The organism is uncultured Tateyamaria sp. (assembly GCF_947488715.1).
Taxonomy (GTDB): domain Bacteria; phylum Pseudomonadota; class Alphaproteobacteria; order Rhodobacterales; family Rhodobacteraceae; genus Tateyamaria.
Window position 1 is genome coordinate 116,210 of the sequence record NZ_CANLAG010000003.1, and the last position, 26,861, is coordinate 143,070.

A 26,861-nucleotide genomic window follows, 5' to 3' on the forward strand; every position below is an offset into this window, starting at 1 on the left:
GACCTGCCCGTCCCGCACTATCTTGAAATGATGGTCAGCTCGCCTGTTGGCGGTCGATCCACGCGCGCAGCTCTTCGGCCTCGTGACGCGCGTCGCGCAGTCCGTCCATGGCAGCGCGCAATTCTGCTTCGGTCTGGCTCAACTGATTGGTCAGTTCCGCCTCACGTTGTTGCAGGTAGGTGATCGCCTGATCACGCGTTTCTTCGGCCTCGTGCAGCTCTTGGCTCATCCGGTCCAATTCGGCCACGTCGCCGGCGGCCACGCGGGTGAACCGGTGGATCAGCCAGTTGGCAAACCAGCCCAAACAGAACGCAATGAAGAGAATGATGGCTGTCGCAATGACAAACTCAGTTCTGCTCATCGGATGTTCCTGTCGTGTCTTCGGTCGCTGCTTCGCCTGTATCGCTTGTTCCCGCGATGGATTCCAGCGTTGTTTCACCTTCGGGCGCAGTCGGAGCAGGGCGGATCAGCTTGAATTCGATGCGGCGGTTTGCTTCGCGGCCTTCTTCGCCCTCATTGTCCGCGATTGGATCGGTTTCGCCGTAGCCCTTGGCCGAGTAGCTGGCGGTCAGAACGCGCCGCGCACGCAGCTCGTTCAAAACCGATTGCGCCCGCGCCTGGCTCAGGTTGAGGTTCATTTCCTCGCGGCCCTGGCTGTCCGTATGGCCCTGAATTTCCAACCGGATGTCGCCACACTCTCGCAGCACTTCGGCGATGTCATCCATCGTCCCAAGCGCAGAGGCGTCGATCGTGGCACTGCTGGGTTCAAATGTGATCTTGGAGCCAGCCAGAATGCCCGAGATTTCGGCCTCGCATTCATCCGGCGTCGGCAGCGCGGCCACCGGGTCCAGTTTTTCCTGGTAGGTTACGCTGATGTCGAAGTCTTCGGCCTCACCCAACTTGGTTGCCAAAAGCGACGCGATGGTTGTGCTGGCCTTGGGATTGCCGGTGTTGCCTGACACTGCCACCGTGTCGGGCGTGACGGTCACGGCGCCGTTGGACAGCTGCGCCAACGCCTCCAAGCCCGTCAGCACCCGCACCGGCCAGCTGTTGGGCAGGTCATCGACGACGCGGGTGGCTGTGTAGACATTGGCGGACCCAAACGCGGCCTTCGCGTAGCTGTCGGCCACATTGCGCAGGTTGTCATCGGTCAGCCGCCCGCGCAGTTGCACCAGGCCCTCTGGACTGAGGGTTGCAACGAACTCAGGTGGGCCCTGGTCCGGGTCCACAGTCTCCGGCAGTTTGGCGTATAGGGCAAAGACCTCAGGCAGTTGGTTTTCCAATTCGCCCACCACACGGTCAAAATCGCCTTGTGCAGTGCCTTCGGCGGCAACCAAGGTGATGTCGGCGTCGGAAAACGTAATCGTGCCCGCGCCCAGATTGGCCAATGCGCCGATGGCTTGCTCAACCGCCACGCCCCAGTTCGGGCTGGGCACACCCATGCCAACTGTGCATGTGCCTGGCCCGGTCAGCCCGGCCTCGAATGCTGCGTTCAAAATGCGCGTACGGCTGGCGTCTGTGTCCGCAGAACAGGCGTCAAAACGTGTGCCCGTGTCATCCTTGACCAACCGCAAGGTGAACGGCGTGATCACGGGCCGCGGCGCTGCGATGTCGAGGCGCACGCGCAGTCCGGGTGGTGCGGCCCGGTTCAACTGCGCCTCCAGCTTGGCCTTTTCTTCCGCGCTGTCGGTGATCGCCGTGATGGCCACGCGACCTGCAGACACCGAAACCTTGGCGCGGGGCAAACGCTCCATCGCGGTCAATGAAAAGCCCAAGGCGTCCGCCCAACCGTCTGGCGCCGGATAGTCGGCCACCTCGATCAGGTCCGTTACGGGTAAATCACCACTGATCGCACGAACGCGGTCGAGTACGTCGTCGCGGTTGGTCGATGCAGGCATCAGACCAATGATGGACAGGCCAGCGTCGTTGCGCAGAACCTCAGCGGAGAAACGGGGTGGCGCAATTGCGGCGGCGGCTTCGACTTGCATGTCGTCAATCACCCGCGCGGCATCCACCACCGTACCTGCCGTGGACAGGGCGGCAAAGCGCACCGCCTCAGTCGGGGCAATCCCGGCCAGTGTGACCTGCAGCCCATCGGCCTGTACCTCGGCCCATGTCATGCCGCGCCCATCCAGCGCATCACGCACGCCGATCTCTGAACTTTCCTCGATCAGTTTGACGGACAGATTGGCTGCCACCAGCGACAGCAGGGCTGCGACGGCAAACGTGCCGACAATCACGAGGAGCGAGGACAGGCGCATGGGCGGGCCTTTGCTTGGGGTCAGTCGTATTGGGTCTAAGCCCCTTGGCGGCTTGTTTCAATCAAACGAGCAGCGCGGCGCAAAAAAACACGAGCGGAATCATGCCGGTGTCGCGATTGGACCGAAAAAGCTGGAGGCATTTGTCCGGGTTTTCGATGTCGAGGCCGCGCAATTGCCACGCCATGTGCCATCCCATGGCCCACGGTCCACCCAGCGCAATCACCAGCGCCAGCACCGATGCCTCGTCCAGCATGGCAAAAATCACGGCAATTCCCATCAGGCCCACGGTCGCCATGAGAAACCGGCGCAGCCACGGAGCCGTGTTCGCACCAAAGAGCCGTGCAGTGGACTTGATGCCGATCAAGGCGTCATCTTCCGTATCCTGATGCGCGTAAATCGTGTCGTAAAACAGTGTCCAGGCAATGCCCGCCAGATACAAAACAACTGCCGGTGCCTCGAGTTTGCCGGTATGCGCCGTCCAAGCCAGCAACGCCCCCCAGTTGAATGCCAGTCCCAAAAAGACCTGTGGCCACCACGTGAACCTTTTGGCGAACGGGTAGACGGCGACCGGCACCAAGGCCAAGACGCCCAGCAGGATCGCGTTGATATGAAACGTCAACAATATGCCAAAGGCGATCAGGGCCTGCGCGCACATCCATGCGACGGCACCCCGCACGCTGACCTGCCCCGAAGGGATCGGCCGCGACCGCGTGCGTTCCACCTTGTCGTCAAAATCGCGGTCGGTGATGTCGTTCCACGTGCAACCCGCTCCGCGCATCAACCACGCCCCCAGCGCACAGCCGATGGCGATCCACGCATCTTCCCATCGGGGGGACTGATCGTGCAGCATCGCCAGAACCAACCCCCACCAGCACGGCAACAACAACAGCCACGTGCCAATGGGCCGGTCCGCGCGGCTCAGCCGCAAATAGGGGCGCGTTGCCGCCGGGGCATAGGTGTCCACCCAATTGCCTTTTACCGCATCCGCGACGTGACCATCTGGTGATGGGCTCAGGTTGGTCATATGTAGGCCTTATGAGTGAAGCGAAAGTCCGCCTTTATGTAGATCACCCTTTGGGTGCTGCGCAATCTGTCGTCCTGTCGCGGGATCAGGCGCATTATCTGTTTGGGGTCATGCGCCTTGGCGTTGGGGCGGCGGTTTTGCTGTTCAACAGCCACGACGGCGAATGGCGCGCCACTGTGACTGAGGCGGGCAAGCGTGGCGGTGTGTTGCAGTGCGACGTCCAAACCGCTCAATTGCAGATGCCGCCGGACCTGTGGCTGATCTTTGCGCCGATCAAAAAGGCACGTACCGATTTCATCGTAGAAAAGGCGACTGAAATGGGCGCACGGCGCATCGTGCCGGTGCAAACCGCGTTCACGAATGCGGGCCGTATTCAACAATCGCGGCTTCAGGCCCACGCGGTCGAAGCAGCAGAGCAATGCGGCGGCACATTTGTCCCCGAAGTTACGGACTTGGCGCGATTGGACCGGGTCTTGGCCGATCTCGGTGACCGGCAGTTGATGTTCTGTGACGAGGCGCTCGCTGGTGCATCTGCGGCGTCAGCATTGCCGGGTATTTCAGGGCCCTGGGCCATTCTGATTGGCCCCGAAGGTGGGTTTTCAGAGGCCGAGCGCGCCCGCCTGCATGCACGTGAAACGGCGCACCCGGTCCAGTTGGGGCCGCGCATCCTGCGTGCTGACACGGCCGCTGTGGCCGCGTTGACGGTCTGGCAACAACAATTGGGGGACTGGGCGTGACAGGCCCATCCCCAGGCATCTTGCGGCAGGCGACGACACAAGACGTTGTGAAGATGGACGAATTTCTGGCGCGCCACGCTGCGACGTCCATGTTTCTGCGCTCCAATTTGGCAGCATGCGGCACGGATGAAACCAGTCACCCACATGGCACGTCGTTTTTTCTGACAAGGGATGCGGATGGCGTATCAGGCGTGTTTGGCTTAACAAATGGCGGCTATCTCATGGCCCAGGCACCAGCGGCACAACCGGCGGAATGGACCGGTTTCGCACAGGCAATCAGCGGCAGGACAGTCCGGGGTATGACTGGCGTTCCGGCCCAGGTTCAGGCGTGCCTTGCCGCCTGTGGTCTGGCGCACGGGCCATTCCAACTGCTCGCGGACGAGCCGCTTTATCATCTGAACATCGCTGACCTTGTGGACCACCCCGCCGACGTACGAACGCCGCATGCGGGTGATGTGCCGATGCTGAAACAGTGGTTTACGGCCTACGAGACAGACACCGGCATGGCCCCACCGACAGATGCGCCTACTGACAGCGCCTGCGCGCGGGCGGCGGCGGCCATCGGTGCCGCACACATTGTCATTCTGGAGGACGCAGGCCAGCCCGTTGCGATGGCCGCGATCAATGCCCACGTGGCTGACATGGTACAAATCGGCGGCGTCTTTACCCCGGATGGGCTGCGCGGGCGCGGGTATGCCCGACGCGCCGTCGCAGGTCTGTTGCGTCGTGCCGCGATACAGGACGGCGCGGCACAGTCCGTTCTCTTTGCCAACAATACTGCGGCGGCTCATGCCTATGAGGCGCTTGGCTATCAACGGGTCGGGGACTACCGTGTGGCCTTGCTGGCTGCCCCAACCGAGATCGGAGATCACGCATGAGCTTTGTCAGACCCGAGGCCAACGCGGCCATGTGGCGGTGGCGCGAAGTGCTGGTTGGCATTGCACTCGCGGTGCTTGCGCTTTGGTGGTTGGCCGGTCCGCGTGGGCTCTTGGGATGGATCGCACCTGTCCTGCTGGTTGGCGCAGGCGCGCTGATCGTGATCGGGTTGCAGCGCGGGCGCTTTCGTGGCGCGGGCGGGGGCCTGGGGACTGTACAGGTCGACGAAGGGCAAGTGACCTATTTTGGCCCACTCACCGGCGGCACAATCGCGATGCGCGAATTGGCACGGCTGACGCTCGACGGTGCGCAACGGCCTGCGCATTGGCTGTTGCAGCAACCTGAACATCCCCCGTTGTTGATCCCTGTGGATGCGGACGGGGCCGACGCGCTCTTTGACGCTTTTGCGGCTCTGCCGGGGCTCAAGACCGAACATATGTTGGCCCAGTTGCGCGCGGCACCCGCCGCACCCGTGGTTATCTGGGAACGCGCCGCGCCGACGCTGGCACAGATGGAACCACTGGGCCGCGCCTGAGGCTCTGCACCTGCGCGCACATCCCCGTGACCTGACGCACGGCGAGGGCGCATTGACACCCCCGGCAAATCCCAGCATGCCTTGACCCTAAGAACAACCGTGGAGCGCCCCTCATGTCCATTCCTCAATCCGGCGGCGGGCCGATCGAACACCACGACCAGTTGGCCCAATACCTCGCAGACGGGTGCAAACCCAAATCAGATTGGCGCATCGGGACCGAGCACGAGAAATTCGGCTACTGCCGCGACACGTTGAAACCCTTGCCGTTTGAGGGCGCGCGCTCCATCGAGGCGGTGCTCGGTGCGTTGCGGGATCGGCACGGCTGGCTCGAACTGCGTGAGGCGGGCAAGCTGACCGGGCTGGAAAAGGATGGCGCGAACATCTCTCTGGAACCGGGTGGCGCGCTGGAGCTGTCGGGCGCCCCGCTCGAGACGATCCACGAAACCTGCGACGAGGTGAACAGCCACCTGCGCGAAGTTATGGACATCGCCAATGAGATCGGCGTGGGCTTTATCGGTCTGGGCGCAGCCCCACACTGGAGCCACGAGGAAATGCCCCTCATGCCCAAGGGGCGCTACAAGCTGATGGACGCCTATATGGGCAAGGTCGGCACGATGGGCCGTACCATGATGCGCCGCACCTGCACCGTGCAGGTGAACCTCGATTTCAGTTCCGAGGCGGACATGGTGCAAAAGATGCGCGTGGCCGTGGCGTTGCAGCCCGTTGCCGTGGCCCTCTTTGCCAATTCCCCGTTCTTCGAGGGTGGGCTGAACGGTCACAAAAGCTGGCGCAGCCGCGTGTGGCGCGATCTGGATCCGGCGCGCACGGGCATGATCCCGTTCATCTTCGAGGATGGGTTCGGGTTCGAGGCATGGGTGCAATATGCGCTCGATGTGCCAATGTACTTTGTCTACCGCGACGGCAAATACATCGACGCACTGGGCATGTCGTTCCGCGATTTCCTCAAGGGCAAATTGCCCGCCCTCCCCGGTGAGACACCGACGCTCAGCGACTGGGCGGATCACCTGACCACCGCATTCCCCGAGGCGCGGGTCAAGAAGTTCATCGAAATGCGCGGTGCCGACGGCGGCCCTTGGCGGCGTCTGTGCGCTCTGCCTGCGTTCTGGGTGGGCCTGACTTATGATCAAACGGCGCTGGATGCGGCGTGGGATCTGGTCAAAGGGCTGGATGCCGAGACCCGCGAAGGTTTGCGTGTGGCGGCCTCGGTCGACGGGTTGCAAGCCGAAGTAAACGGCGTCCGCATGCACGATCTGGCGCGCGAGGCCGTGGCGATTTCCCATGCCGGTCTCAAGGCGCGCGCGCGGCCCGGTGCCGGTGGCCTGATCCCGGACGAAACACATTTTTTGAACGCGCTTCAGGAAAGTGTCGAAACCGGCAAAGTCCCGGCGGATGAATTGATCGAACGGTTCCACGGCGATTGGGACGGCGATGTCACGCGGGTGTTTGCGGACTATTCCTACTGACGAAAGGTGCGCGATGAACGCGCACCCTACGGCCTGTGTGCCGGCTGTGTAGGGTGCGCATTTACTGCGCACCGCTCTCTTCAACTTATTTCGCCGGTGCAGCAACCATCGGTTCAGGCGCGGGTTGATCGGGCACAAATGGCGGTGCCAACACCGCACGCAGGGTGCCGATTGCATGGGTGAACCCTAGCCCCAGGCACAACGCGGCCAAGCCGAGCGCCAGCATCAGCGCCGCATAGGGCGCGTCCGGCAGCACAAACAGGCCCGCTCCGATCAGAATGACACCCCCTGCACCGATGGCGGCAAAGCCGGTCGCCACAGTGATCCCTGCGGCATGCGCCCTTTCAGGGCCTGCATCGCAGATTTCCGCCAGTGCCGCGATCCGCAGGATCATGACGGCCAGTGCCGCAACAGCACCCAAGGCAAGGTTAAAGTAGACAAGGCTGATGGTCAGCATGGTGTATTCCTTTCAGTTTATGAGAAACGGAGGCAGAGGCTGGCGCGACAGGTCGCTGCGCCAACGATTGTAGAGCATGCCAAAGGTTGCGCCCCAGATCAGGGCGAACCCGGCAACAAACACACTCGCAATGGCCAGAGCGGGCAAGGTATCCACGTCACCGGTTATCAGCATCACAGGGGCTGCGATCCCGCAGCCGATGATCGCGGCCAAAAGGGCCAACTGGCCCGCGCCGTTTGGCGTACCGGGGTGACGGTGCAAGTAGATCAACAAGATCGGCGTGCCAAAGACGAGATAGGCAGGGCCGCCAAAGATCAGGGCAAAGACGGGGATACCAAAAACCCAAAACCCCAAGACCGCCACCAAAACAGGCGCGCCAATCAACGCCCCCGCAAAGGCAACAGGATCAATTGCGTATCTCGGACCTTGTGCAATCCTTTCAGCAACTTTCAACGTTTCTGTCATCAGAGAAATCTCCATCCAAATTTTTTAGTCGGGCGACTTGGCCTTGGGCAAGAACCGCGCAATGCGCGCACCCATCTTGACCAATGCCAACTGTACGGACCGGGGCAGGCGGTTCACCTCTGCGTACCAGTCGTCGAACATCTGCATCGTTTCCAACGTGTCGGCGATGCGCGCCTTGACAGCGGTGGGCGTGGCGTCGGCCTCGGCCTCCTGCCGCACCTTCTGCAAGGCTTTCAGAGTGGGGGCATATTCGCGCGCCCGGCGGCTTTCCACGACGGTATGCACCAGGTCGAACATGTCGCGGATCGAATGAAAATGGTCCCGACGATCCCCCAATTTGCGCGAGCTGTGGACCAAGCCAAGGCTTTGCAACTCTTTCAGGCCGGTCGATACGTTGGACCGGGCAAGGTTCAGCAACTCACAGATATCATCCGCACTCAGCGGGTCCGGCGAAATGTGCAACAGCGCGTGAATCTGCGCCACCGACCGATTGGTCCCCCATTTTTGGCCCATCTCCCCCCAGTGGAGGATAAAGTCTTGCATGGCGGGGGTCAGGTGCATCTTTTCGACTCAGGCTGAATTTTCTGTTGTGACAGAAATATCAGACATGAATGTAGAGTCAACGCAATTCGACCGCAGGTGCGTCACGGCAGCGCGTTCAGGATAATACGCACGGTACTGGCGTGCACGTCGGCGCGGTCAATGCCGGGGAGGTCTGTAAAAATGTCGATCTGTTGTGCCAGATTTGCGTCTGCGGGTAGTCCAAGGAACGTATAGTGGCCCACACCCGGACCCATATCATGGTGCACAAACGCTCGGTTATACGATGCCAGCCAGTCTGCGCCGTGTTCTGTTGGCGCCTCGGCATCAAGTTGCGCAGTGATCAGATGGACCGGGGTGGCGATGTCACGCAAAGATGTCTCGGAAAACGCACGCACAGGGGGTGGGGGCGCAATTGCGATCACACAATCTACACGCGGATCGGTATAGTCCGCTTCCTGCCGGTCCCAGGACGCGCGGAACACGGCACTGTTTGCCATAAGATCTGGCAGGGACTGCATCACATCCGGGCATTCGCGCGGCCCTTCCAGGTGGGTCCCGTTTTCGGCGTGCCATGCCTCAAACCTTTGCCACGCCGTTCTGGCCCCGACCAACGCAAGCGCTGTGTAAGCCCCAAGCGAGAACCCGATCACAGTGACGGCCGCCGTATCCAGACGGTTCGCAAACGGGCCATGGTGCGCAAGTTCAGACAAAAGCGCACTCATATCAGCGGCGCGGTCCCACCAGCACAGGAACCCCTCCGGGCGGACATCGACGCCCGAATTGCCATGATGATTGGCACCAATCACCACATACCCTTCCGCAGCCAGCGCGCAACCGATCCAGCCCAGGCTTTCTGCTGACCCGCCCGTCCCATGCGACAACAAAACAACGGGCAGACGGTCCGATCCGACCACGGTCGCATCCTGCACCACGTCGCCGGGATCAAAGAACGTTTTGGTTGGCGCTGCGCCTGAGGTGTCAGTGCAGGGATACCAGGCACTCCACGCCAGCGGGCGCGGCCCCGTGCCGTCCCAGTTCCGTTGCGCGTGGTCCAGTGCCACACCCGTCCGATACCCGCAAAACGCCATGACCTGTCCTCCTTCCGCCAAAGGAGGTCGAAATATTTGAACAAATTCAACAGGTTTCTGTAGCTACACCACGCGTGCCGTCAGAATGCGCAACGCAGCGGCCCCAAAGAACAGCGCAAAGGCCGCCTCGAACAGCCGCTTGGCGCGGGTATAGGCGCGCATCATCGGAGCAGACGAAAAGATGAACGCATAACCGTGAAAAACGATGAAACTCTGCGCGCCCACGGACAGGATAACGACCAACAGCGCAGTGACCGGCGTGTCCGGCGGCACACCCACCGAATAGAGCGCGCCAAAGAACAGCACCGCCTTTGGGTTCGTCAGGTGCAGGCCCAACCCTTTGGCATAGTGACCCCGCATCGACCGAGGACTGACCGGTGGCACCTTGAGCGCGGCGCCCAGCCATGCGGCGCGCGCCGATTTGAGGGCCAACCAGCCCAGATAGGCGGCCCCGGCATAGCGCACGATTTCAAACAGCCACGCATTGGCCAACATGATTGCCCCCAGCCCAAAGGCTGCCGAGACGGACCATACGAACGACCCAGTGGTCACACCGGACGCAACGGCAAGGCCCGCGCGACGGCCCGATGCCATCGACGTGCCTGCAATGGTCAATGTCGCAGGGCCGGGGCTGCCACCAGCCAGCAAGGCGGCAAGCAGAATGAGAGGCAGATTGATATCCATGATGCACAACACCCTAGGGTGCAACGACCAGCACGTCTACAAAGGCGCGCACCTTGGCTTCGGGCATCTCACACGGCTTGACCACGCTGCCGCGCGCCAGATCATACCAGTTGAGGCTGATGTAGTCTGTGCCGCCCAATTCCTCGGCGACAAGTTTCACGGATTTGCCGTTGGAAAAGCTGGATTTGGTCACCACGTACCGCCGCCCGTGTACGAGGCCGGTGAACGTGCCCTCCGGCAGCGCCGCCAATTGTGTGGCAAAGCTCACCCGGATTTCTGACCAATCTTGGGTTCGGTGCCTGCGCGGATGCGGCTGATGTTGGCCCTGTGCCGCCAAAAGATCAGCAGCGTCAGGATCACACCCAGAAACAGTGCGTCAGGCTTGCCCAGAAACATCATGAAAAAGGTCGACGCCGCGGCAGCGACCAATGCCCCCATGGATGAAATCCGGCTGATCCCGGCTCCGACCAGCCACGCGATACACGCAGCGATGCCTACCGGCCAATGCAAGGCCAGCAACAGGCCAAGGAATGTCGCCACACCCTTGCCCCCGCGAAACCCAAGCCAAACGGGATAGCAATGCCCCAACATCGCGGCCAGACCAGCCAGTTGTGCCGCATCCTCCGCCCCCGTCAGCGCCCGCGCCAACAGCAGCGCCGCCGCACCCTTGCCCGCATCCAGCAGCAGCGTCAGCGCCGCCGCCGTCTTGTTGCCGGTTCGCAGCACGTTGGTGGCGCCGATATTGCCCGACCCGATGTCGCGCAGATTGCCCAGGTTCATCACCCGCGCCAAAACCATTCCAAACGGGATAGACCCAAGGACGTAACCAATCACCGCCCACAGGGCGAGAGTTGCAAAGGTGCTTTCGATGATGGGCATTTAGGATCTTTGATAAACGGAATGGCCAGCGACAAATGTTTGCAGGACCTTACCTTGCATCCGTGCGCCGTCAAAGGGGGTGTTGCGCGATTTCGACTGCAACGTCGCGCGGTCCATCACAAAGGGCGCGTGCGGGTCAAACACCACCAGATCCGCAGGTGCACCCACAGCCAGCCGCCCGCTGTCCAGACCCAACCGCTTGGCCGGGTTCAGCGACATCGCGCGCCACAGCGTTGGAAGGTCGATCTGATCCGCATGAAACAGGCGCATCGCGGCGGGCAACAGAGTTTCCAAAGCGACCGCCCCGGACGCTGCGGCCTCAAAGGGCAGGCGTTTGCTCTCTTCGTCCTGCGGGGTGTGCATGGAACTGATCACGTCGATCAGGCCCGATTGCACCGCCTCGGCCATGGCCAGCCGGTCCTCCTCGTCGCGCAACGGCGGCTTGATCTTGAAGAACGTACGATAGTCGGCCACGTCCAGCGCGTTCAGTGTCAAATGGTGGATCGACGTGCCAGCGGTGATGTCGAACCCATTGGCCTTGGCCCGTTCCAACGGGGGCAGGGCGCGCGCGGCGGTGATCTGGTCGGCGTGGTATCGCGCGCCCGTCATCTCGATCATCGCGATGTCACGGTCAAGGCCCATCCGCTCCGCCATCGGTGACACAGCAGGCAGGCCGCGGAGCGAGGCAAACTTGCCCGACGTTGCCGCAGCTCCGGCACTCAAGCCCGGATCCTGCGGGTGGCCCAACACCAGCGCGCCCAGACTGCGCGCATAGCTGAGTGCCCGGCCAAAGACCTTGTGATCTGTCACCACATTGTCGCAATCGGTGAACGCGACTGCACCCGCATCCAGCAGGAACCCGATCTCGGTCATTTCGCGCCCCAACCGCCCCTTGGTCAGCGCAGCTATGGGCAAGACGTTGACCGGTGCGGCCTCGCGGGCGCGGCGGATCACAAACTCCAATGTTTCCGGGTTGTCGATGGCCGGATCGGTGTCAGGGCGCGTGACCATGGTGGTGACCCCACCCGCTGCCGCAGCCAGCCCGGCAGAGCCAAAGCTCTCCTTGTGCCGCTCACCGGGCTCGCAGACCTTGACGCCAATGTCGATGATGCCGGGGGCCAGATGCTTGCGGTTGCAATCCACCGTCTCGCGCGCTTCAGGCAGGTCGCTGCCGTCCGTGATGATACCGCTGATCCGACCATCCGAGACGGCGACAGCGCCGGTTGTGACTGTGCCTGCTTCAGGGTCGACCAGCTTGGCATTTTTGAACAATATGTCAGTCATCCGGCGATCCATATAAAGAGCCATGTGAATAGGGCGAGCCCAATCAAGACAATCATCGCGATCCGGCCCGACATGGCCGCATCCGAGGGGTGCTTTTTCACGGTTTCAGGTGGGGCAGAGTAGGGTTTGGCCGCCTCCGACGTGATTGTTTCGGTGGCCTGCCAATTTGTGCCGGGTGTGCCATAGGCGCCGATCAATGTCAGCGCAGGCGCAGGGGCCAAGGTTGTGGCCGCGCCGCTGAAAGCGCGGGAATAGACGATCATCACCCAGCCGCCCAACTTGTCCAGCTTGATCCGGTCCGGGGCCAATTCCGCGTCAGGCACCGCATGACCGTCAGCCAGATAACCGGCCAGCCCAACCCCGTCGAGGTCGGACAGTGCAAAGACTTCGATATGGTCGGCGTCCACCGGCACGCCCAGCATCTCGACCAGTTGTGCCGCGTCATCTTTGAGCGCGCGTGCGGCGTCGTCGGACATGGACAGCGAAAAGACACGGATGGCGCCGTGTTCATGGGCGGGTATGTCGATCTTTGGGGTCATTGCGCCCCCTCGGGCAGTGCGCGGACCCGTGCATCCAGAATACGCGTGCGCAGCGCCGCAGGCTTTGGCGGGATCGGTATGGTTGTTGCCGTTCCGCTGTTGAATCGGATCACCAGCGACCACCACGGCCAACGGTTGATGCGTCGAATGTCTGTCAGCGCCAGTCGCGACGGTAAGTCGTCGCCCGGCACGATGTGAATGGCCCGGTCTGTCAGGTGCCAGTCCGTGCGTCGGTTCTGCCCCCAGATGTCCAGTTCTCCGAACACCCACATGTAAAACAGGCCCACGATCACCGCCCCCGGCAGTGCCAACAGCGTTGTTTGCAGGCTCTGACCAAGGCTGGCGGCCTGGCCAATCACAACCCAGACCGAAACGATTACACCCGCCCGCACGAGAAACGATCGGGCAGAGATCTTCCACGACACCAGCAATGTCTCGCCGGGCATCAGATCGGCCTCGACAGGCGTCATGCCGCACCCCGCAAGGCGCGTTGGTTGCGTGCCAGCAGGTCCATGGCGGCCATGCGCACGGCGACCCCCATTTCAACCTGATCCTGAATAACGCTGCGATTGATGTCGTCCGCCAGCGTGCCGTCGATCTCGACCCCGCGGTTCATGGGGCCGGGGTGCATCACGATGGCGTCGGGCTTGGCATGGGCCAGTTTATCGGCATCCAGGCCGTAGCGGTGATAGTATTCGCGTTCCGAGGGGATAAAACCGCCGTCCATCCGTTCGCGTTGCAGACGCAGCATCATCACGACGTCCACGTCCTGAAGGCCTTGGGCCATGTCGTCATAAACCTCGCAGCCGAACTCTGCGATACCCGAAGGCATCAGCGTTGGTGGGCCAATCAGGCGGATGCGGTTCTCCATCTTGCCGAGCAGGATGATGTTGGACCGGGCAACGCGGCTGTGTGCGATGTCGCCGCAAATGGCGATGTTCAAGCGGTGCAGACGCCCCTTGGCCCGCCGGATGGTCAGCGCATCGAGCAGGGCCTGCGTCGGGTGCTCATGGCGCCCGTCGCCCGCGTTCAGCACGGCACAGTTCACCTTCTGCGCCAAAAGGTCGACCGCGCCGGAATGTGGATGCCGCACCACCAGCAGGTCGGGGTGCATCGCGTTCAGTGTCATGGCGGTGTCGATCAGGGTCTCGCCCTTCGAGATGGACGAGGCCTGCATCGCCATGTTCATCACATCCGCACCCAACCGTTTGCCCGCCAACTCGAAACTGGCCTGTGTGCGGGTGGAGTTTTCGAAGAACATGTTGATTTGGGTCAGACCGGCGAGCGCATCGCCGTGTTTTACGTCAGCCCGGTTAAGCGTCACGTAATCCTCGGCCAGATCGAGCAGGGTCACGATTTCCTCGGCGCGCAGATGTTCGATGCCCAGAAGGTGTCGGTGGGTAAAGGTCATGGCAGTCCCTTGGCGTGGCCTGCGCGGTTATAGGCGCGGGCATGTGGTGGCGGCAAGCGGTTGGATTTGCATATTTGAGGAACAATGAATGGGCATTCCGGTTCCCCGCTGCCCAGCGTAGGATCACACCATGGAATCGGCAGAGTATCATAGCACCCTCGCGGCGCTAGCCTGGCAGATTGAGCTGGGCGCAGACGAGTGTATCGCGGACACGCCCGTGGATCGCTATGCCGTGCCCGCCGCTGTTGCGAAACCTGTGGCACCTGACAGTCCGGGCAAGGCGGCCGTTGCGCCGATGCCTGTACAGGACCGCTTTGACCCGGTTGCCGTTGCCCAAGAGGCCGCAGATGCGGCGCAAACTCTCGATGAGTTGCGCACGGCGCTCGGGGCGTTTCAGCATTGTGAGCTCAAGCGTGGGGCGCGCAATCTGGTCTTTTCCGATGGTGTGGCAGGTGCGCGCGTGATGATTGTCGGAGAAGCGCCGGGGCGCGATGAGGACATGCAGGGCAAACCGTTTGTCGGGCGGGCCGGGCAGCTATTGGACAAGATGCTCGCCGCCATCGGCCTGTCGCGCGGCGAAAACGTGTATATCACCAACGTGTTGCCATGGCGCCCGCCACAGAACCGCGACCCCAAGCCCGAAGAGATCGCGATGATGCAGCCGTTTCTGAACCGGCACATCGCGTTGGCGGCACCGGATGTGTTGATGGTCATGGGCAACCATTCATGCCAAGCCCTTCTGGGCAAGCGCGGCATCACACGCCTGCGCGGTGACTGGACGCAGGCGCAGGGCCGACAGGCGCTGCCGATGTTCCACCCGGCCTATTTGCTGCGCAATCCGGCCGCCAAACGCGAGGCCTGGGCCGACTTGCTGAGCCTGCAGGCGCGGTTGCGCGATGGTTGATCCCGTGATGCTGCTGGCCTTTGTGCCTGCCGGTCTGGCGCTGAACCTGACGCCGGGTGCGGATATGGCGTTCTGTCTTGGGCAAGGGTTGCGCTCGGGACCGCGTGCGGCCATCGCCGCCAGCGGGGGTATCGCGCTGGGGGCTTTTGTGCATACGCTCTTGGCGGGGCTGGGCCTTGGTGCACTGGTGGCCACGGTGCCGCTGGCGTTCGAGGTCATCCGCTGGGTTGGTGTTGCCTACCTGGTGTGGCTGGCCGTCCAGACCCTGCGCCACCGTGCTGTGACCGATGCGCCCCCTGTCAGTGCGGCGTGGGCCTTTCGCACTGGCCTGTTTGTAAACCTCACCAATCCCAAGGTGATCCTGTTCGTGCTGGCCTTTGTCCCGCAATTTGTTGTGCCGCAGGCGGGGTCCGTTCTGGGCCAGTTCCTGATCTTTGGTGCGATGCTCAGCCTCGGCGGGTTCGTCATCAACGGTCTTGTTGGCGTGTTCGCCAGCGGTCTGGGTCAGCGGCTGGCTCGTGGCAGCCGTGTGCTGGACTGGATCACCGCCACCGTTTTCGTGGGCCTCGCCGCCCGCCTCGCCATATTGGAGCGCGCATGAGCCGCATCGACGACAGCCTAGATTTCATCCCTGTCCGCATTGCCGTCCTGACCGTCAGCGACAGCCGTGATCTGTCGCAGGACCGATCCGGCGACGTGCTGGTGGACCGCCTGACCAAGGACGGTCATGTGTTGGCGGATCGCAAGATCCTGCCGGATGAACGGGACCAGATCGCGGATCAGTTGCGCACGTGGTGCAATGACCCGCAGATTGACGTCGTGCTGTCCACCGGGGGTACCGGGCTGACCGGGCGCGATATTACAGTTGAGGCGCACCGCGATGTCTATGAAAAAGAGATCGACGCCTTTGGCACCGTGTTCACCATCGTGTCCATGCAAAAGATCGGCACCAGCGCTGTGCAAAGCCGCGCAACAGGTGGCGTCTGCAACGGCACTTACCTCTTTGCCCTGCCGGGCAGTCCGGGCGCATGCAAGGATGCGTGGGACGAAATTCTGGGGCGGCAACTCGATTTTCGGCACCGGCCCTGTAATTTTGTCGAAATTTTACCCCGTCTTGACGAACATCAGCGACGGAAATAGCGCGCAGGCACGTAACAGCTTTGTTGCTTGGTATTTTCTGCGACGGTTCTACCTTGTAACGTGCAACATGGCCTGCGGGTAAAGGCGTGAAAAGATGCGATTTCTGAGGCAAAGCCTGATCGGACTTGTGCTGGCGGCGCTGTCGCTGGGCCTGCTGGCCTATGCGGGGCAGCTGGTTGGCACAGCGGTGCAGGATCGTCTGGCCCGCGAAAGCAAGGCACCGCCCGCGCGCGAGCGTGTGTTTGCCGTGGGTGTTGTGCGGGCCGAACCGGGGACCGAAACGCCGGTTCTCGAGGCCTTTGGCGAGGTCGAGAGCCGCAGGCGTCTCGAATTGCGTGCGGCTGTGTCGGGACGGATTGTTGAGCTTGCTCCGGGGTTTGAGGATGGCGGTGCCGTCACGACGGGTCAGGTGCTGGTGCGCATTGATCCTGCGGATGCACAGGCGGCATTTGACCGCGCCGGTGCTGATCTGCGCGATGCAGAGGCAGAGGTACGCGATGCCGAACGCGCGCTTGAATTGGCCCGTGACGAGGAAACCGCCGCGCAGGATCAAGCCGATTTGCAGCAACGCGCCTATGCGCGCCAGGTGGATCTGGCGGAAAGAGGCGTCGGGACCGCCGCAGCAGTAGAAAGCGCGGAACTGGCCGCGTCGTCTGCGCGTCAATCCGTGCTGTCGCGCCGCCAGGCCGTCACGGCTGCCGAGGCCCGCATTGACCAGTCCATCACCCGTCTGGCCCGTGCCCGCATCGCGCTGGGCGAGGCGCAGCGCGCGCTTGATGACACCACTTTGACGGCACCGTTTGACGGCACGCTCAGCGAAACCGAAGTGGTCGCAGGCCGCCTTGCCTCTGCCAATGAAAAGCTGGCTGTGCTGATCGACCCCACGGCGCTTGAGGTCGCGTTTCGTGTGTCCACGGCGCAATACGCGCGGCTGCTGGATGCGGATGGCGCTTTGCTGCCCGCGCCGGTGACCGCGACGCTGGATGTTGCGGGTGTCGACCTGAATGCCACGGGCACAATCAGCCGCGCCAGCGCAGGTGCTGCTGATATGCAAACGGGGCGGCTTGTCTTTGCCCGGCTGGACACGTCACGCGGGTTCATTCCCGGTGACTTTGTAACTGTAACTGTGCAGGAGCCGCCGCTCGACAACGTTGTCCGGCTGCCAGCATCGGCCATCGACGCCAATGACACTGTGTTGGTGTTGGGACCCGAGAGCAGGCTGGAGTCGGTTCAGGTACAATTGCTGCGTCGGCAGGGTGACGACATTCTGGTCCGCAGCCCGGACATCATCGGTCGGGACGTGGTCGAGGCACGCTCGCCACTGCTTGGCGCGGGCATTTCCGTGCGCGCCCTGCGTCCGGCCGAGGCAAACGCCGTGCCGACCGAACCCGAAATGCTCGAACTGTCCGCAGAGCGGCGCGCCCGCCTCGTCGCCTTTGTCGAGGGGAACCAGCGTATGCCCGCTGAGGCCAAGGCCCGCGTGTTGTCGCGCCTGAGCGAGGCGCGCGTGCCCGCCCAGATGGTCGCCCGCATCGAAAGCCGTATGGGAGGATAGGGCATGGCGCGCGGTATCCCCAAAGCCGCTGGCGGCATCCTCAGCTACTTTGTGCGGCACCGCACGGTTGCGAACCTACTGCTGCTGGTCATGCTGGTTGCGGGCGCTGTGGCGATTCCCAACATGCGCGCGCAGTTCTTTCCGGATGTCATCGTCGACAATGTCTCTGTGACAATCCGCTGGGACGGGGCCGGGGCCGAAGACGTTGATGCGGCCATCATTCAGGTGCTGGAACCCAGCCTTCTGGTGGTCGAAGGCGTGGCATCATCGTCCGCCAACGCCCGCGAGGGCACTGGCACGATCACGCTCGACTTTGAACCGGGGTGGGACATGGGGCGGGCTGCGGACGACGTGCAAACTGCCGTGGATTCCGTGACCACCCTGCCTGACGATGCGGATGCACCCACCGTGCGGCGGGGCGCGTGGCGCGACCGGGTCACGGACGTGGTCATCACCGGCCCTGTCGATCCCGAGCAACTTGGTCTCTTTGCCGACGAACTGGTGGTGCGCCTCTTTGCCCAAGGGGTGACGCGAACAACCATTCGCGGTGTCGCAGCCCCCCAAACACTGGTCGAAGTCCCCTCGCTCAACCTGATCGCACACGAAGTCACGATGGCCGAAATCGCCGCCGCCATTGCCGCCGAAGTCGACACGGACCCGGCAGGCGACGTGACCGGCGCAAATGCGCGCGTGCGCACGGGTACCCAGAAACGCACACCGGACGAGATCGGCGGCATTGTCCTGCGCTCCAACCCCGACGGATCCAAACTGCGCATCCGCGATGTCGCCACCATCGACCGGCTTGGGTCCAACCGCGACCGCAGCTATTTTGTCGGCGCGGACCCCGCTGTGTCGATCCGCGTGGACCGGTCCAACCGGGGCGACGCCATCGCCGTTCAGGCCCAGGTCGAAGAGGTCGCCGCAGCCCTCAAATCCACCTTGCCACCCGCCGTCACGGTCGAACTGATCCGCACACGGGCCGAGGCGATCTCGGGCCGGCTCGACATCCTGGTCGACAACGCCCGCGTGGGCTTGGGACTGGTTGTGGCGCTCCTGTTCCTGTTTCTCAACTGGCGCACGGCGTTCTGGGTGGCCGCAGGCATCCCCGTGGCGCTGATGGCCGCGATTGCGCTGATGTATATTGGCGGCCTCACGATCAACATGATCTCGCTCTTTGGTCTGATCATCACGCTGGGGATTGTAGTGGATGATGCCATCGTGGTGGGCGAACATGCGGACCACCGCTACCGCGCCTATGGTGAACCGCCTCTTGTGGCGGCTGAAAATGCTGCGCGGCGCATGGCGATGCCGGTCTTTGCCGCGACACTGACAACCGTGATCGCCTTTTTCGGACTGGTCGCTGTCGGTGGGCGTTTCGGAGACCTGATTGCCGACATTCCCTTCACCGTGATTGTGGTGCTGGTGGCGTCGCTGGTCGAATGTTTCCTGATCCTGCCACACCATATGGGCCACGCGCTCAGCGCCTCCGACGGGCGCCGCTTCAGCCGCATCAAACTCGCCATCGCATTGGGCAGCCTCGCCGCATTGTCCGCCGTGGCCACCGGCGCGGCCAGCTTTGTGATCTGGCCTGACACATTGACCGACTGGCGCGCTGCGGCACCCTATTTGGCCACAGGCCCCATTGCGCTCGCGGCCCTGTTCCTCGTGGTGCCGCGCCCGCGCAAGGTCCGCTGGATCGCGACGATGGGGACGTTGGGCCTCGACACGGCCTCGCTGATCGTGAACGGCGCGTTTGAATGGATGCGCGAGCGGTTGTTCCGCCCCTTCATGGCCGGTGTGATTGCCGCGCGCTATGCTGTGTTGGCCGGTGTTTGCGTGGTGCTGGCGGGGCAGGCCGCGCTGTTCATCACCGGCGATGTGCAATGGCGGTTCTTCAACGCGCCTGAACGTGGGTCAGTCACCGGCAACTTTGCCATGGTCGAAGGGGCCACGCGCGCCGACACCCTTGCCATGATGCGCGAGATGCAGCGCGCCACCGAGGCGCTGGGTCAGGAATACGAGGCCGAACACGGGCGCAACCCCATCGCTTATGTGATTGCCGAAATCGGTGGTAATGCCGGACGCGGCCTCGCCGGGACGGCCAGCAAGGACAACGACCTGCTGGGTGGCATCTCGATCGAGCTGATCGACGCCGACTTGCGCCCCTATTCGTCCTTTGCCTTTGTGGCGGCCTTGCAAGACGCGGTTGTGCATCATCCCCTCGCCGAAACAGTCAGCTTTCGTGGCTGGCGGTCGGGGCCGGGCGGTGATGCGCTGGATGTCGAGTTCTTTGGCAATGACACCGACACGCTCAAAGCCGCGTCCGAAGACCTCAAACGCGCCCTTCTGCAATACCCCGAAGTGAGCGCGGTCGAGGACAATCTGGCCTACGACAAGGAAGAGTTGATCCTCGACCTGACACCGCAAGGGCAGGCGCTTGGCTTTACCATCGACACATTGGGCCGGGCGTTGCGCGACCGTTTGAACGGGATCGAGGCGGCGACCTATCCCGATGGCCCCCGCAGCGCCGAAATCCGCGTGGAACTGCCCGATGGTGAACTGACGGCTGACTTTCTGGACCGAACCCAGATGCGCACACCTGACGGGACATATGTGCCGCTGGCCGACATTGTCAGTGTCGAACGCCGCACCGGCTTTTCCACTGTGCGCCGCGAAAACGGGGTACGGCTGATTTCCGTGACCGGCGACATCTCCGAAGACGACCCGGCCCGCGCGACCGAGATCAACGATGCCCTGGCCGAAGACATCCTGCCCACCATCGCCGCCGAACGGCAGGTCGAGTTTCGGCAGGCGGGCCTGAGCGAACAGGAAAACGACTTTCTCAACGATGCGCTGACCGGGCTGATCCTGTGTCTGGCGGGGATTTACCTGGTGCTGTCGTGGGTGTTCTCCAGTTGGACGCGGCCCATGGTGGTGATGGCGATCATTCCGTTCGGGTTGGTCGGCACGATCTATGGTCACAACGTATGGGACGTGCCGCTGAGCATGTTCACGGTGGTGGGCCTGTTGGGCATGACCGGGATCATCATCAACGATTCCATCGTGCTGGTCACGACGATCGACGATTACGCCAAGGACCGTGGACTGTTCCCCTCCATCATCGACGGCGCGTCGGACCGGTTGCGCCCGGTCATCCTCACCACGTTGACGACGGTGCTGGGCATGGCGCCACTGCTCTATGAGACGTCACAGCAGGCCCAGTTCCTCAAACCCACGATCATCACGTTGGTCTACGGTCTGGGCTTTGGCATGGTGCTGGTGCTGCTTGTGGTGCCGGCACTGGTCGCCGTGCAGCACGACATCGGGCGTCAGATCCGCGCGATGCGGCGCGGGCTGACTGCGCCTGCGCCCCCGGTGCGTTGGGGCTTTGTCGGGCTGTGGGCCATCGTGTTGGGCTGGTTCGCGGCAACGCTGGGCCACGTGATCTGGCGCGGCGTTCTGCTGCCCGAGATCGCGCAGGCCGTGCCTCAGGTGGCAGGCATGTCGCCAATGATGGCCGCGCTGGCGCTGTTTTCGGCAGGTGTCATGGCGCTGGCCTTTGCCGCCTACGTGCTTGCCGCGCTGGTGTTCCAGATCATGCGGTGGCGGCGGGCAACAGCCTAGCTGCCCGTGCAGCCTTTGATGTCCACGGCGTAGTGGCCACCCAAAATGGTGATCCGCACATTCGACCGGTCCACGCCAAAGGCACCGCCCTTTTGATGCACCATCTCGCTCACGGCAGTGACCGTGCCGCCGCGGCGGGTGGTCTTGGCCTCGCTGACCCAGACGCCGGGAACACCGGGTTCGATCACGGCAACCTCGCGCCCACCTGTGTCGGGCAAGGTGACGCGCGCCTCGATCTGCATGCCGCGATCCGTTGGGCGCAACGTACAGGTGGCTGCACTGACACCTGCCTCGCTTGCCGAATAGGGAACGTCCGCCAAGGCCGCGACAATGGCCGGTGTCGGGCTGGCATCCGGCGCGTCAAGGAGTGTGTCGAACTCAATCTGATGCGGCAGACAAACCTCGGCACAGACCCCAAGCGACATCGTGCTGCGCAGGCGCACGGGCTTGCCCGCACGCGCAGGCGTCACATAAACCGGGATCACCACCTGACCGGTGTAGCCGATCGACCGCAGCCCGTATTCCACATAGACATTCGGCGTCGGCCAGGTGACGGACACATCCCGCAAATTGCGCGCGCGGCCCCAGTCGAAATGAGGTGGAATGCCCGCATCACCGGGTGCCCGCCAATAGGTCTTCCACCCCGGTGCCAGCGTCAGGCGCAGGGCGGCAACACGTCGCCCATCGGGCAAGTCCCAACCTTGCAGGACCTCGGCCTGAACAACATCGTCAAACCCCGATTGGGCATGGGCGGATGCCGCAGCGGCACAGATTGCACCGGCGGCCAGAATGGAAAAGCGCACTGTCATGCCCCCTAGATGCCGCGCGCCGCGATAAATTCCAAGTCACGATCCGGTGCGCGACCCCCTGCCTGTGGTGCCGACAGGCCTTGTCCCGCTGCGGCCCGCGCGGCATGCTGGCACCGACACCACACGATGCGACCCCACCCAAAACAGGACCGCACATGCCCGAACCCCTCACGCTTGACCTCACAGGCGCACTCTTGGTGGCGATGCCGGGCATGGGGGATCCGCGTTTTGACCGCTCGGTCGTGTTTCTGTGCGCGCATTCCGCCGAAGGGGCGATGGGCCTGATCGTCAACAAACCCGCCGAAGACATGGCGATGGGCGAACTCTATGACCAACTCGACATTACCGCTGCACGGGCCCGCCGCCTGATGCCTGTGCATTTTGGCGGCCCGGTCGAAACCGCGCGCGGCTTTGTGCTGCACAGCACCGACTACCAATCCCGCCTGAAAACGCTGGATGTCTGCGACGGGTTCGGGATGACCGCCACCCTCGACGTGCTCGAAGACCTCGCCGCAGGCGACGGACCTGACCGCGCTCTGGTCATGCTCGGCTATGCCGGGTGGGGGCCAGGCCAGCTCGAGGCCGAGATTGCGCGCAACGGCTGGTTGACGGTGGATGCCGATCCGGGCCTCGTGTTTGGCACTGTCGATGGGGACAAATGGATGTCAGCCGTCAAGTCGCTTGGTATCGACCCGCTGGGCCTGTCGGGGGCCGCAGGCCGCGCCTGATCCACTCAATCGCGCGGGGCCGCCGCACGGCGCAGCCGGTCATTGATGGCGCGCCCCAGCCCAATCTCGGGCACCGGGGCGACGGCAATCGGGCGTCCAGATGCGTCCAACCGGTGCAGATGGTCAAACAAATGCGCCGCCGCCTCAACCAGATCACCGGAAATGGACAGGTTCAGGTCGGACTGCATCGGGCCAAACCCCAACAACTGCTCCCCCGGATGCGCATGGTTGGCATTCAAACGCAGCGCCGCACGCGGGGCGTAATGCGATACCAGCTGTCCGGGCGCCGTGATCCCGCCTTTGGCCGTGGCCAGCGGACCTGCAACCGCTTCGATCTCTTCGACCGCCAGACCACCGGGACGCAACAACGCCAGCGGCGCGCCACCCACAATGGTCGATTCGAGGCCCACCGGGCAGGGGCCGCCATCCAGAACCGCCGCAATACGGCCATCCAGCCCCGCCATGACATGATCGGCTGTGGTTGGGCTGATCCGCCCCGACGGATTGGCGGAGGGTGCCGCAATCGGGCCGCCAAACTGCTGCAACAGGGCGCGCGCGATGGGTTGTGCTGGAACCCGCAACGCCACCGTGTCCAGACCCGCCGTCACCAGTGACGACAGGCCGTGCGCGTCGCCTAATGGCACCACCAGCGTCAGAGGGCCGGGCCAGAATGCCTGCGCCAAGGCCAGCATGGCCGCATCGAAACGGCCATAGCGTTGCGCCGTCTCCAGATCCGGAACATGCACAATCAGGGGGTTAAAGCTGGGCCGCCCCTTGGCGGCATAGATGCCCGCAACGGCCGTGCCATCCCGCGCGTCTCCGCCCAGACCATAGACCGTCTCGGTCGGGAACGCGACCAACGCCCCCTCTTTCAGCAACGTGGCCGCGCGATCCAATCCATCTGCGTCGGGGGCAAGCCTGTGCGTCGTGAATTGCACCATTGTTCCTCTCTCCCCACCCCGTGACGCCGCGTTCACGTTGCGATACGCTCCGCGCAAACGCATTTATGATTTCAAAGACGCCCATTTACGCGCAGCCCTCGCGCTTGCCAAGATATCTTCCGGAGCCTGCCTCATGCCTTATCGCGCCCCCGTCGACGACTATACCTTTCTGTTCGATCACGTGGTCGGCCTGGGACAAGTGGTCAAAACGGACCGCTTTTCCGAGGCGACCAGCGACGTAACCGCCGCCATCCTGACCGAAGCGGGCAAATTGAGCGAGGACATCATGGCCCCGCTGCAACGCCCCGGCGATCTGCACCCCGCGCGGCTCGAAAACGGCGTGGTGCGCACGTCGCCCGGCTATGCCGATGGATACAAGGCCATCGCCGAAGGTGGTTGGGTCGGCATCGCGGCGGACCCCGAATATGGCGGCATGGGCCTGCCCATGACAGTGACCACAGCGGTGAACGAGATGATGTCGGCGGCCTGCCTGTCGCTGCAGCTGGCCCCGCTGATGAGCCAGGGCCAGATCGAGGCGCTGGAACACCACGCCTCCGACGCGATCAAGGAATTGTACCTGCCCCGGCTTATTTCCGGTGAATGGACCGGCACGATGAACCTGACCGAACCGCAGGCCGGATCGGACGTGGGCGCGCTGACGTCCAAGGCCGAAGACAACGGCGACGGCACGTTCAGCGTGACGGGCCAAAAGATCTATATTTCCTGGGGCGACAACGACTTTACCGACAATGTCTGCCACCTGGTGCTGGCCCGTCTGCCGGGCGCGCCTGCAGGAACCAAGGGCATTTCCCTGTTCCTCGTGCCGCGCAACCTGCCGGACGAGAACGGCAATGCTGGCGTGGCCAACAGCCTCAAGGTGGTCAGCCTCGAACACAAGATGGGCCTGCACGGCTCGCCCACCTGCGTGATGCAATACGACGGTGCAACCGGTTGGCTGGTTGGTCCCGAAGGGGGCGGCATGGCGGCCATGTTCACTATGATGAACAACGCCCGTCTGGGTGTGGGCGGACAGGGTGTAGGTGCCGCCGAAGGGGCCTACCAACACGCGCTGGCCTATGCGCTGGAACGCAAACAGGGCAAGACCAAGGGCGAGACAGGCACCATCATCGACCACGCTGATGTGCGCCGGATGCTGATGGGGATGAAGGCGGATGTGTTCGCCGCCCGCGCCATCGCGCTGTCCTGTGCCGTGGCCATCGACATGACCACCGCCACCGGTGATGCCGAATGGAAAGCACGCGCCGCCTTTCTGACGCCCATCGCCAAGGCCTTTGGCACCGAGGTCGGCATGGACGTCGCCCATCAGGGCGTGCAGATCCACGGCGGCATGGGCTTTGTCGAGGAAACGGGTGCGGCGCAATACAGCCGCGATGTCCGCGTCACCGCGATCTACGAAGGCACCAACGGCATTCAGGCCATGGACCTTGTGGCACGCAAGATGATGGACGGCGGCGAGGCGGCAAACCGTCTGCTGGACGAAATCGAAGAGCACGCCGAAGCTGCCAAAGAGCAATTCCCCGACCTGGCGGATGCGGTCTGGCAGGCGTCGGAATCGCTGCGCGAAGCGACCGACTGGTTGAACGGGCAGGGCGATCTGCAGGACCGTTTTGCTGGGGCCGTGCCGTACCTCAAGGCCTTTGCCCGCGTGCTGGGCGGCCATGTCCACCTCAAGGCGGCGGTGGCCGATGCGGGTGGCGCGCGCGAGAAACTGGCGCGCTTTTATATCCAGCGGTTGTTGCCGGAGCATGTGGGGCTTTTGGCCCATGCACAGGCGGGTGCCGGTGATCTCTATGCGTTGTCCGTCGACGAATTGGCGGCCTGAGGCGTGGCCGACGGCGCGCCTGCGGGGCTGAGATATCCGTGGGCCGATGCGCCCGAACACGGGAGCGCCACAGAGGTGGCACCCGGCGTGCTCTGGTGCCGCCTGCCGCTGCCGATGAAACTGGACCACGTCAACGTCTATGCGCTGGATGACGGCGACAGCTGGACGGTGATCGACACCGGCTTTGCCTCGAACAAGACGCGTGGCATCTGGCAGGCGCTGATGGATGGCCCGTTGGGGGGTAAGCCCATCGCGCGCGTGATCGTCACCCACCACCACCCCGACCATGTGGGGCTGGCCGGGTGGCTGCAACGCGACTTTGGTGCCGAACTGATCACAACGCGGACGGCATGGCTCTTTGCGCGGATGCTGACGCTGGACGTACAGGACCGGCCCGTGGCCGAAACGCTGCAATTTTACCGCCGCGCAGGCATGGACCCGGCCATTCTGGACCAACGCGCCAACGAACGCCCCTTCAACTTCGGGGACATCGTGGCGCCCATGCCGCTGGGCTACACCCGCATCAAACAGGGCGACACGATTCGCATGGGCGGGCGGGCGTGGGACATCCACATCGGCAACGGCCACGCGCCGGAACACGCGACCTTCTGGAGCCGCGATGACAATCTGGTGATCTCGGGCGATCAAATCCTGCCCTCGATCAGCCCGAACACTGGCGTCTACGCCACCGAACCCATGGCCGATCCGATTGGCGATTGGCTCGAGGCCTGCGAACGTCTGGCCCCGCTGGCGCACGACGATCACCTTGTTCTGGGCGGCCACAAGCTGCCGTTCACCGGCCTGCCCACGCGGATGCGGCAGCTGATCGACAATCACCACGGCGCACTTGCGCGGCTGATCGACTATATCGACACGCCGAAATCGGCGGCCCAATGCTTTGTTCCGCTGTTCAAGCGCAAGATCGGCGAAGGCGAATATGGCCTGGCCCTGGTTGAAGCCATCGCGCATCTGTCGCACCTTTACCAAGAGGGGCGCGCCAGTCGGACCAAACGGGACGACGGCGCGTGGGTGTACCAGCGCAAGGACTGA

Annotated in this window: 28 protein-coding genes; 12 read left to right on the forward strand and 16 right to left on the reverse strand. The window is 63.3% G+C overall.

Features of this window, described 5'->3' with window-relative positions:
* Window positions 1-34: 34 nt before the first annotated feature.
* The 3 genes from Q0936_RS08430 to ubiA all read right to left on the reverse strand — a co-directional run bounded on the left by Q0936_RS08430 (window position 35) and on the right by ubiA (window position 3,285).
* Window positions 35-361: a hypothetical protein gene (locus Q0936_RS08430; protein ID WP_189369708.1), complete on the reverse strand. Its 327-nt coding sequence runs from the start codon at window positions 359-361 to the stop codon at window positions 35-37.
* Window positions 348-2,261, reverse strand: coding sequence for an OmpA family protein (locus tag Q0936_RS08435; protein WP_299295285.1), 1,914 nt, complete (start codon window positions 2,259-2,261; stop codon window positions 348-350). Before Q0936_RS08435 ends, Q0936_RS08430 begins: the two co-directional genes overlap by 14 nt.
* 61 nt (window positions 2,262-2,322) lie before the next feature.
* Window positions 2,323-3,285, reverse strand: a complete 963-nt coding sequence (gene ubiA / locus Q0936_RS08440) for a 4-hydroxybenzoate octaprenyltransferase (RefSeq protein ID WP_299295282.1) — start codon at window positions 3,283-3,285, stop codon at window positions 2,323-2,325.
* An 11-nt stretch (window positions 3,286-3,296) separates the two neighbouring features.
* Between ubiA and Q0936_RS08445 the strand changes: the two genes are divergently transcribed.
* The 4 genes from Q0936_RS08445 (at window position 3,297) to Q0936_RS08460 (ending at window position 6,917) form a co-directional block, all read left to right on the forward strand.
* Window positions 3,297-4,022, forward strand: coding sequence for a 16S rRNA (uracil(1498)-N(3))-methyltransferase (locus Q0936_RS08445; protein ID WP_299295279.1), 726 nt, complete (start codon window positions 3,297-3,299; stop codon window positions 4,020-4,022).
* A gap of 53 nt (window positions 4,023-4,075) precedes the next feature.
* Window positions 4,076-4,900 (forward strand): GNAT family N-acetyltransferase, encoded by an 825-nt coding sequence (locus Q0936_RS08450; protein ID WP_299295276.1) that lies wholly within the window; start codon window positions 4,076-4,078, stop codon window positions 4,898-4,900.
* Window positions 4,897-5,433 carry a hypothetical protein gene (locus Q0936_RS08455; RefSeq protein ID WP_299141930.1) on the forward strand — a complete coding sequence of 179 codons (537 nt, stop codon included), beginning with the start codon at window positions 4,897-4,899 and terminating at the stop codon, window positions 5,431-5,433. The genes Q0936_RS08450 and Q0936_RS08455 overlap by 4 nt, the downstream gene beginning before the upstream one ends.
* A gap of 113 nt (window positions 5,434-5,546) precedes the next feature.
* A complete protein-coding gene (locus Q0936_RS08460; protein WP_299295273.1) occupies window positions 5,547-6,917 on the forward strand; it encodes a glutamate--cysteine ligase in 1,371 nt (456 codons plus the stop codon).
* An 85-nt stretch (window positions 6,918-7,002) separates the two neighbouring features.
* Here Q0936_RS08460 and Q0936_RS08465 read toward each other — a convergent pair whose 3' ends face one another.
* The 11 genes from Q0936_RS08465 to Q0936_RS08515 all read right to left on the reverse strand — a co-directional run bounded on the left by Q0936_RS08465 (window position 7,003) and on the right by Q0936_RS08515 (window position 14,267).
* A complete protein-coding gene (locus tag Q0936_RS08465; RefSeq protein ID WP_299295270.1) occupies window positions 7,003-7,374 on the reverse strand; it encodes a hypothetical protein in 372 nt (123 codons plus the stop codon).
* A 12-nt stretch (window positions 7,375-7,386) separates the two neighbouring features.
* Complete coding sequence (locus Q0936_RS08470) at window positions 7,387-7,839, reverse strand: hypothetical protein (RefSeq protein WP_299295267.1); 453 nt, start codon at window positions 7,837-7,839, stop codon at window positions 7,387-7,389.
* A gap of 24 nt (window positions 7,840-7,863) precedes the next feature.
* The gene (locus tag Q0936_RS08475; RefSeq protein ID WP_299141918.1) at window positions 7,864-8,400 is read right to left on the reverse strand and encodes a MarR family transcriptional regulator; all 537 of its coding nucleotides are present in this window, start codon (window positions 8,398-8,400) and stop codon (window positions 7,864-7,866) included.
* Window positions 8,401-8,483: 83 nt separating this feature from the next.
* Window positions 8,484-9,470 (reverse strand): hypothetical protein, encoded by a 987-nt coding sequence (locus Q0936_RS08480; protein WP_299295265.1) that lies wholly within the window; start codon window positions 9,468-9,470, stop codon window positions 8,484-8,486.
* Window positions 9,471-9,533: 63 nt separating this feature from the next.
* Window positions 9,534-10,154, reverse strand: coding sequence for a LysE family transporter (locus Q0936_RS08485; RefSeq protein ID WP_299295262.1), 621 nt, complete (start codon window positions 10,152-10,154; stop codon window positions 9,534-9,536).
* 13 nt (window positions 10,155-10,167) lie between these two features.
* The gene (locus Q0936_RS08490; RefSeq protein ID WP_299295260.1) at window positions 10,168-10,422 is read right to left on the reverse strand and encodes a hypothetical protein; all 255 of its coding nucleotides are present in this window, start codon (window positions 10,420-10,422) and stop codon (window positions 10,168-10,170) included.
* The gene (gene plsY, locus Q0936_RS08495) at window positions 10,419-11,033 is read right to left on the reverse strand and encodes a glycerol-3-phosphate 1-O-acyltransferase PlsY (protein ID WP_299295259.1); all 615 of its coding nucleotides are present in this window, start codon (window positions 11,031-11,033) and stop codon (window positions 10,419-10,421) included. The genes Q0936_RS08490 and plsY overlap by 4 nt, the downstream gene beginning before the upstream one ends.
* Window positions 11,034-12,317 (reverse strand): dihydroorotase, encoded by a 1,284-nt coding sequence (gene pyrC / locus Q0936_RS08500; RefSeq protein ID WP_299295257.1) that lies wholly within the window; start codon window positions 12,315-12,317, stop codon window positions 11,034-11,036.
* On the reverse strand, window positions 12,314-12,856 hold the full coding sequence (locus Q0936_RS08505) for a hypothetical protein (protein ID WP_299295255.1): 543 nt from the start codon (window positions 12,854-12,856) through the stop codon (window positions 12,314-12,316). Before Q0936_RS08505 ends, pyrC begins: the two co-directional genes overlap by 4 nt.
* Complete coding sequence (locus Q0936_RS08510; RefSeq protein ID WP_299295253.1) at window positions 12,853-13,326, reverse strand: hypothetical protein; 474 nt, start codon at window positions 13,324-13,326, stop codon at window positions 12,853-12,855. Before Q0936_RS08510 ends, Q0936_RS08505 begins: the two co-directional genes overlap by 4 nt.
* Window positions 13,323-14,267, reverse strand: a complete 945-nt coding sequence (locus Q0936_RS08515) for an aspartate carbamoyltransferase catalytic subunit (RefSeq protein ID WP_299295251.1) — start codon at window positions 14,265-14,267, stop codon at window positions 13,323-13,325. Before Q0936_RS08515 ends, Q0936_RS08510 begins: the two co-directional genes overlap by 4 nt.
* 130 nt (window positions 14,268-14,397) lie before the next feature.
* Between Q0936_RS08515 and Q0936_RS08520 the strand changes: the two genes are divergently transcribed.
* The 5 genes from Q0936_RS08520 to Q0936_RS08540 all read left to right on the forward strand — a co-directional run bounded on the left by Q0936_RS08520 (window position 14,398) and on the right by Q0936_RS08540 (window position 21,490).
* Window positions 14,398-15,171 (forward strand): uracil-DNA glycosylase, encoded by a 774-nt coding sequence (locus Q0936_RS08520; RefSeq protein ID WP_299295248.1) that lies wholly within the window; start codon window positions 14,398-14,400, stop codon window positions 15,169-15,171.
* On the forward strand, window positions 15,164-15,772 hold the full coding sequence (locus tag Q0936_RS08525) for a LysE family translocator (protein ID WP_299295246.1): 609 nt from the start codon (window positions 15,164-15,166) through the stop codon (window positions 15,770-15,772). Before Q0936_RS08520 ends, Q0936_RS08525 begins: the two co-directional genes overlap by 8 nt.
* Complete coding sequence (gene moaB, locus Q0936_RS08530) at window positions 15,769-16,311, forward strand: molybdenum cofactor biosynthesis protein B (protein WP_299295244.1); 543 nt, start codon at window positions 15,769-15,771, stop codon at window positions 16,309-16,311. The genes Q0936_RS08525 and moaB overlap by 4 nt, the downstream gene beginning before the upstream one ends.
* Before the next feature lie 94 nt (window positions 16,312-16,405).
* The gene (locus Q0936_RS08535) at window positions 16,406-17,866 is read left to right on the forward strand and encodes an HlyD family efflux transporter periplasmic adaptor subunit (protein WP_299295242.1); all 1,461 of its coding nucleotides are present in this window, start codon (window positions 16,406-16,408) and stop codon (window positions 17,864-17,866) included.
* A gap of 3 nt (window positions 17,867-17,869) precedes the next feature.
* Window positions 17,870-21,490 carry an efflux RND transporter permease subunit gene (locus Q0936_RS08540; RefSeq protein ID WP_299295238.1) on the forward strand — a complete coding sequence of 1,207 codons (3,621 nt, stop codon included), beginning with the start codon at window positions 17,870-17,872 and terminating at the stop codon, window positions 21,488-21,490.
* Here Q0936_RS08540 and Q0936_RS08545 read toward each other — a convergent pair.
* On the reverse strand, window positions 21,487-22,299 hold the full coding sequence (locus Q0936_RS08545; protein ID WP_299141878.1) for a protein-disulfide reductase DsbD domain-containing protein: 813 nt from the start codon (window positions 22,297-22,299) through the stop codon (window positions 21,487-21,489). The genes Q0936_RS08540 and Q0936_RS08545 overlap by 4 nt on opposite strands.
* A gap of 155 nt (window positions 22,300-22,454) precedes the next feature.
* On the opposite strand from Q0936_RS08545, the gene Q0936_RS08550 reads away from it, so the two are divergent.
* Window positions 22,455-23,027, forward strand: a complete 573-nt coding sequence (locus Q0936_RS08550) for a YqgE/AlgH family protein (protein ID WP_299141870.1) — start codon at window positions 22,455-22,457, stop codon at window positions 23,025-23,027.
* A gap of 5 nt (window positions 23,028-23,032) precedes the next feature.
* Here the strand turns inward: Q0936_RS08550 and Q0936_RS08555 are convergent, their stop codons facing one another.
* The gene (locus Q0936_RS08555; protein WP_299295235.1) at window positions 23,033-23,968 is read right to left on the reverse strand and encodes an L-threonylcarbamoyladenylate synthase; all 936 of its coding nucleotides are present in this window, start codon (window positions 23,966-23,968) and stop codon (window positions 23,033-23,035) included.
* Between the two features lie 133 nt (window positions 23,969-24,101).
* Between Q0936_RS08555 and Q0936_RS08560 the strand changes: the two genes are divergently transcribed.
* Both Q0936_RS08560 and Q0936_RS08565 read left to right on the forward strand, forming a co-directional pair.
* Window positions 24,102-25,811 carry an acyl-CoA dehydrogenase gene (locus Q0936_RS08560; RefSeq protein ID WP_299141862.1) on the forward strand — a complete coding sequence of 570 codons (1,710 nt, stop codon included), beginning with the start codon at window positions 24,102-24,104 and terminating at the stop codon, window positions 25,809-25,811.
* A 3-nt stretch (window positions 25,812-25,814) separates the two neighbouring features.
* Window positions 25,815-26,861 (forward strand): MBL fold metallo-hydrolase, encoded by a 1,047-nt coding sequence (locus Q0936_RS08565; protein WP_299295233.1) that lies wholly within the window; start codon window positions 25,815-25,817, stop codon window positions 26,859-26,861.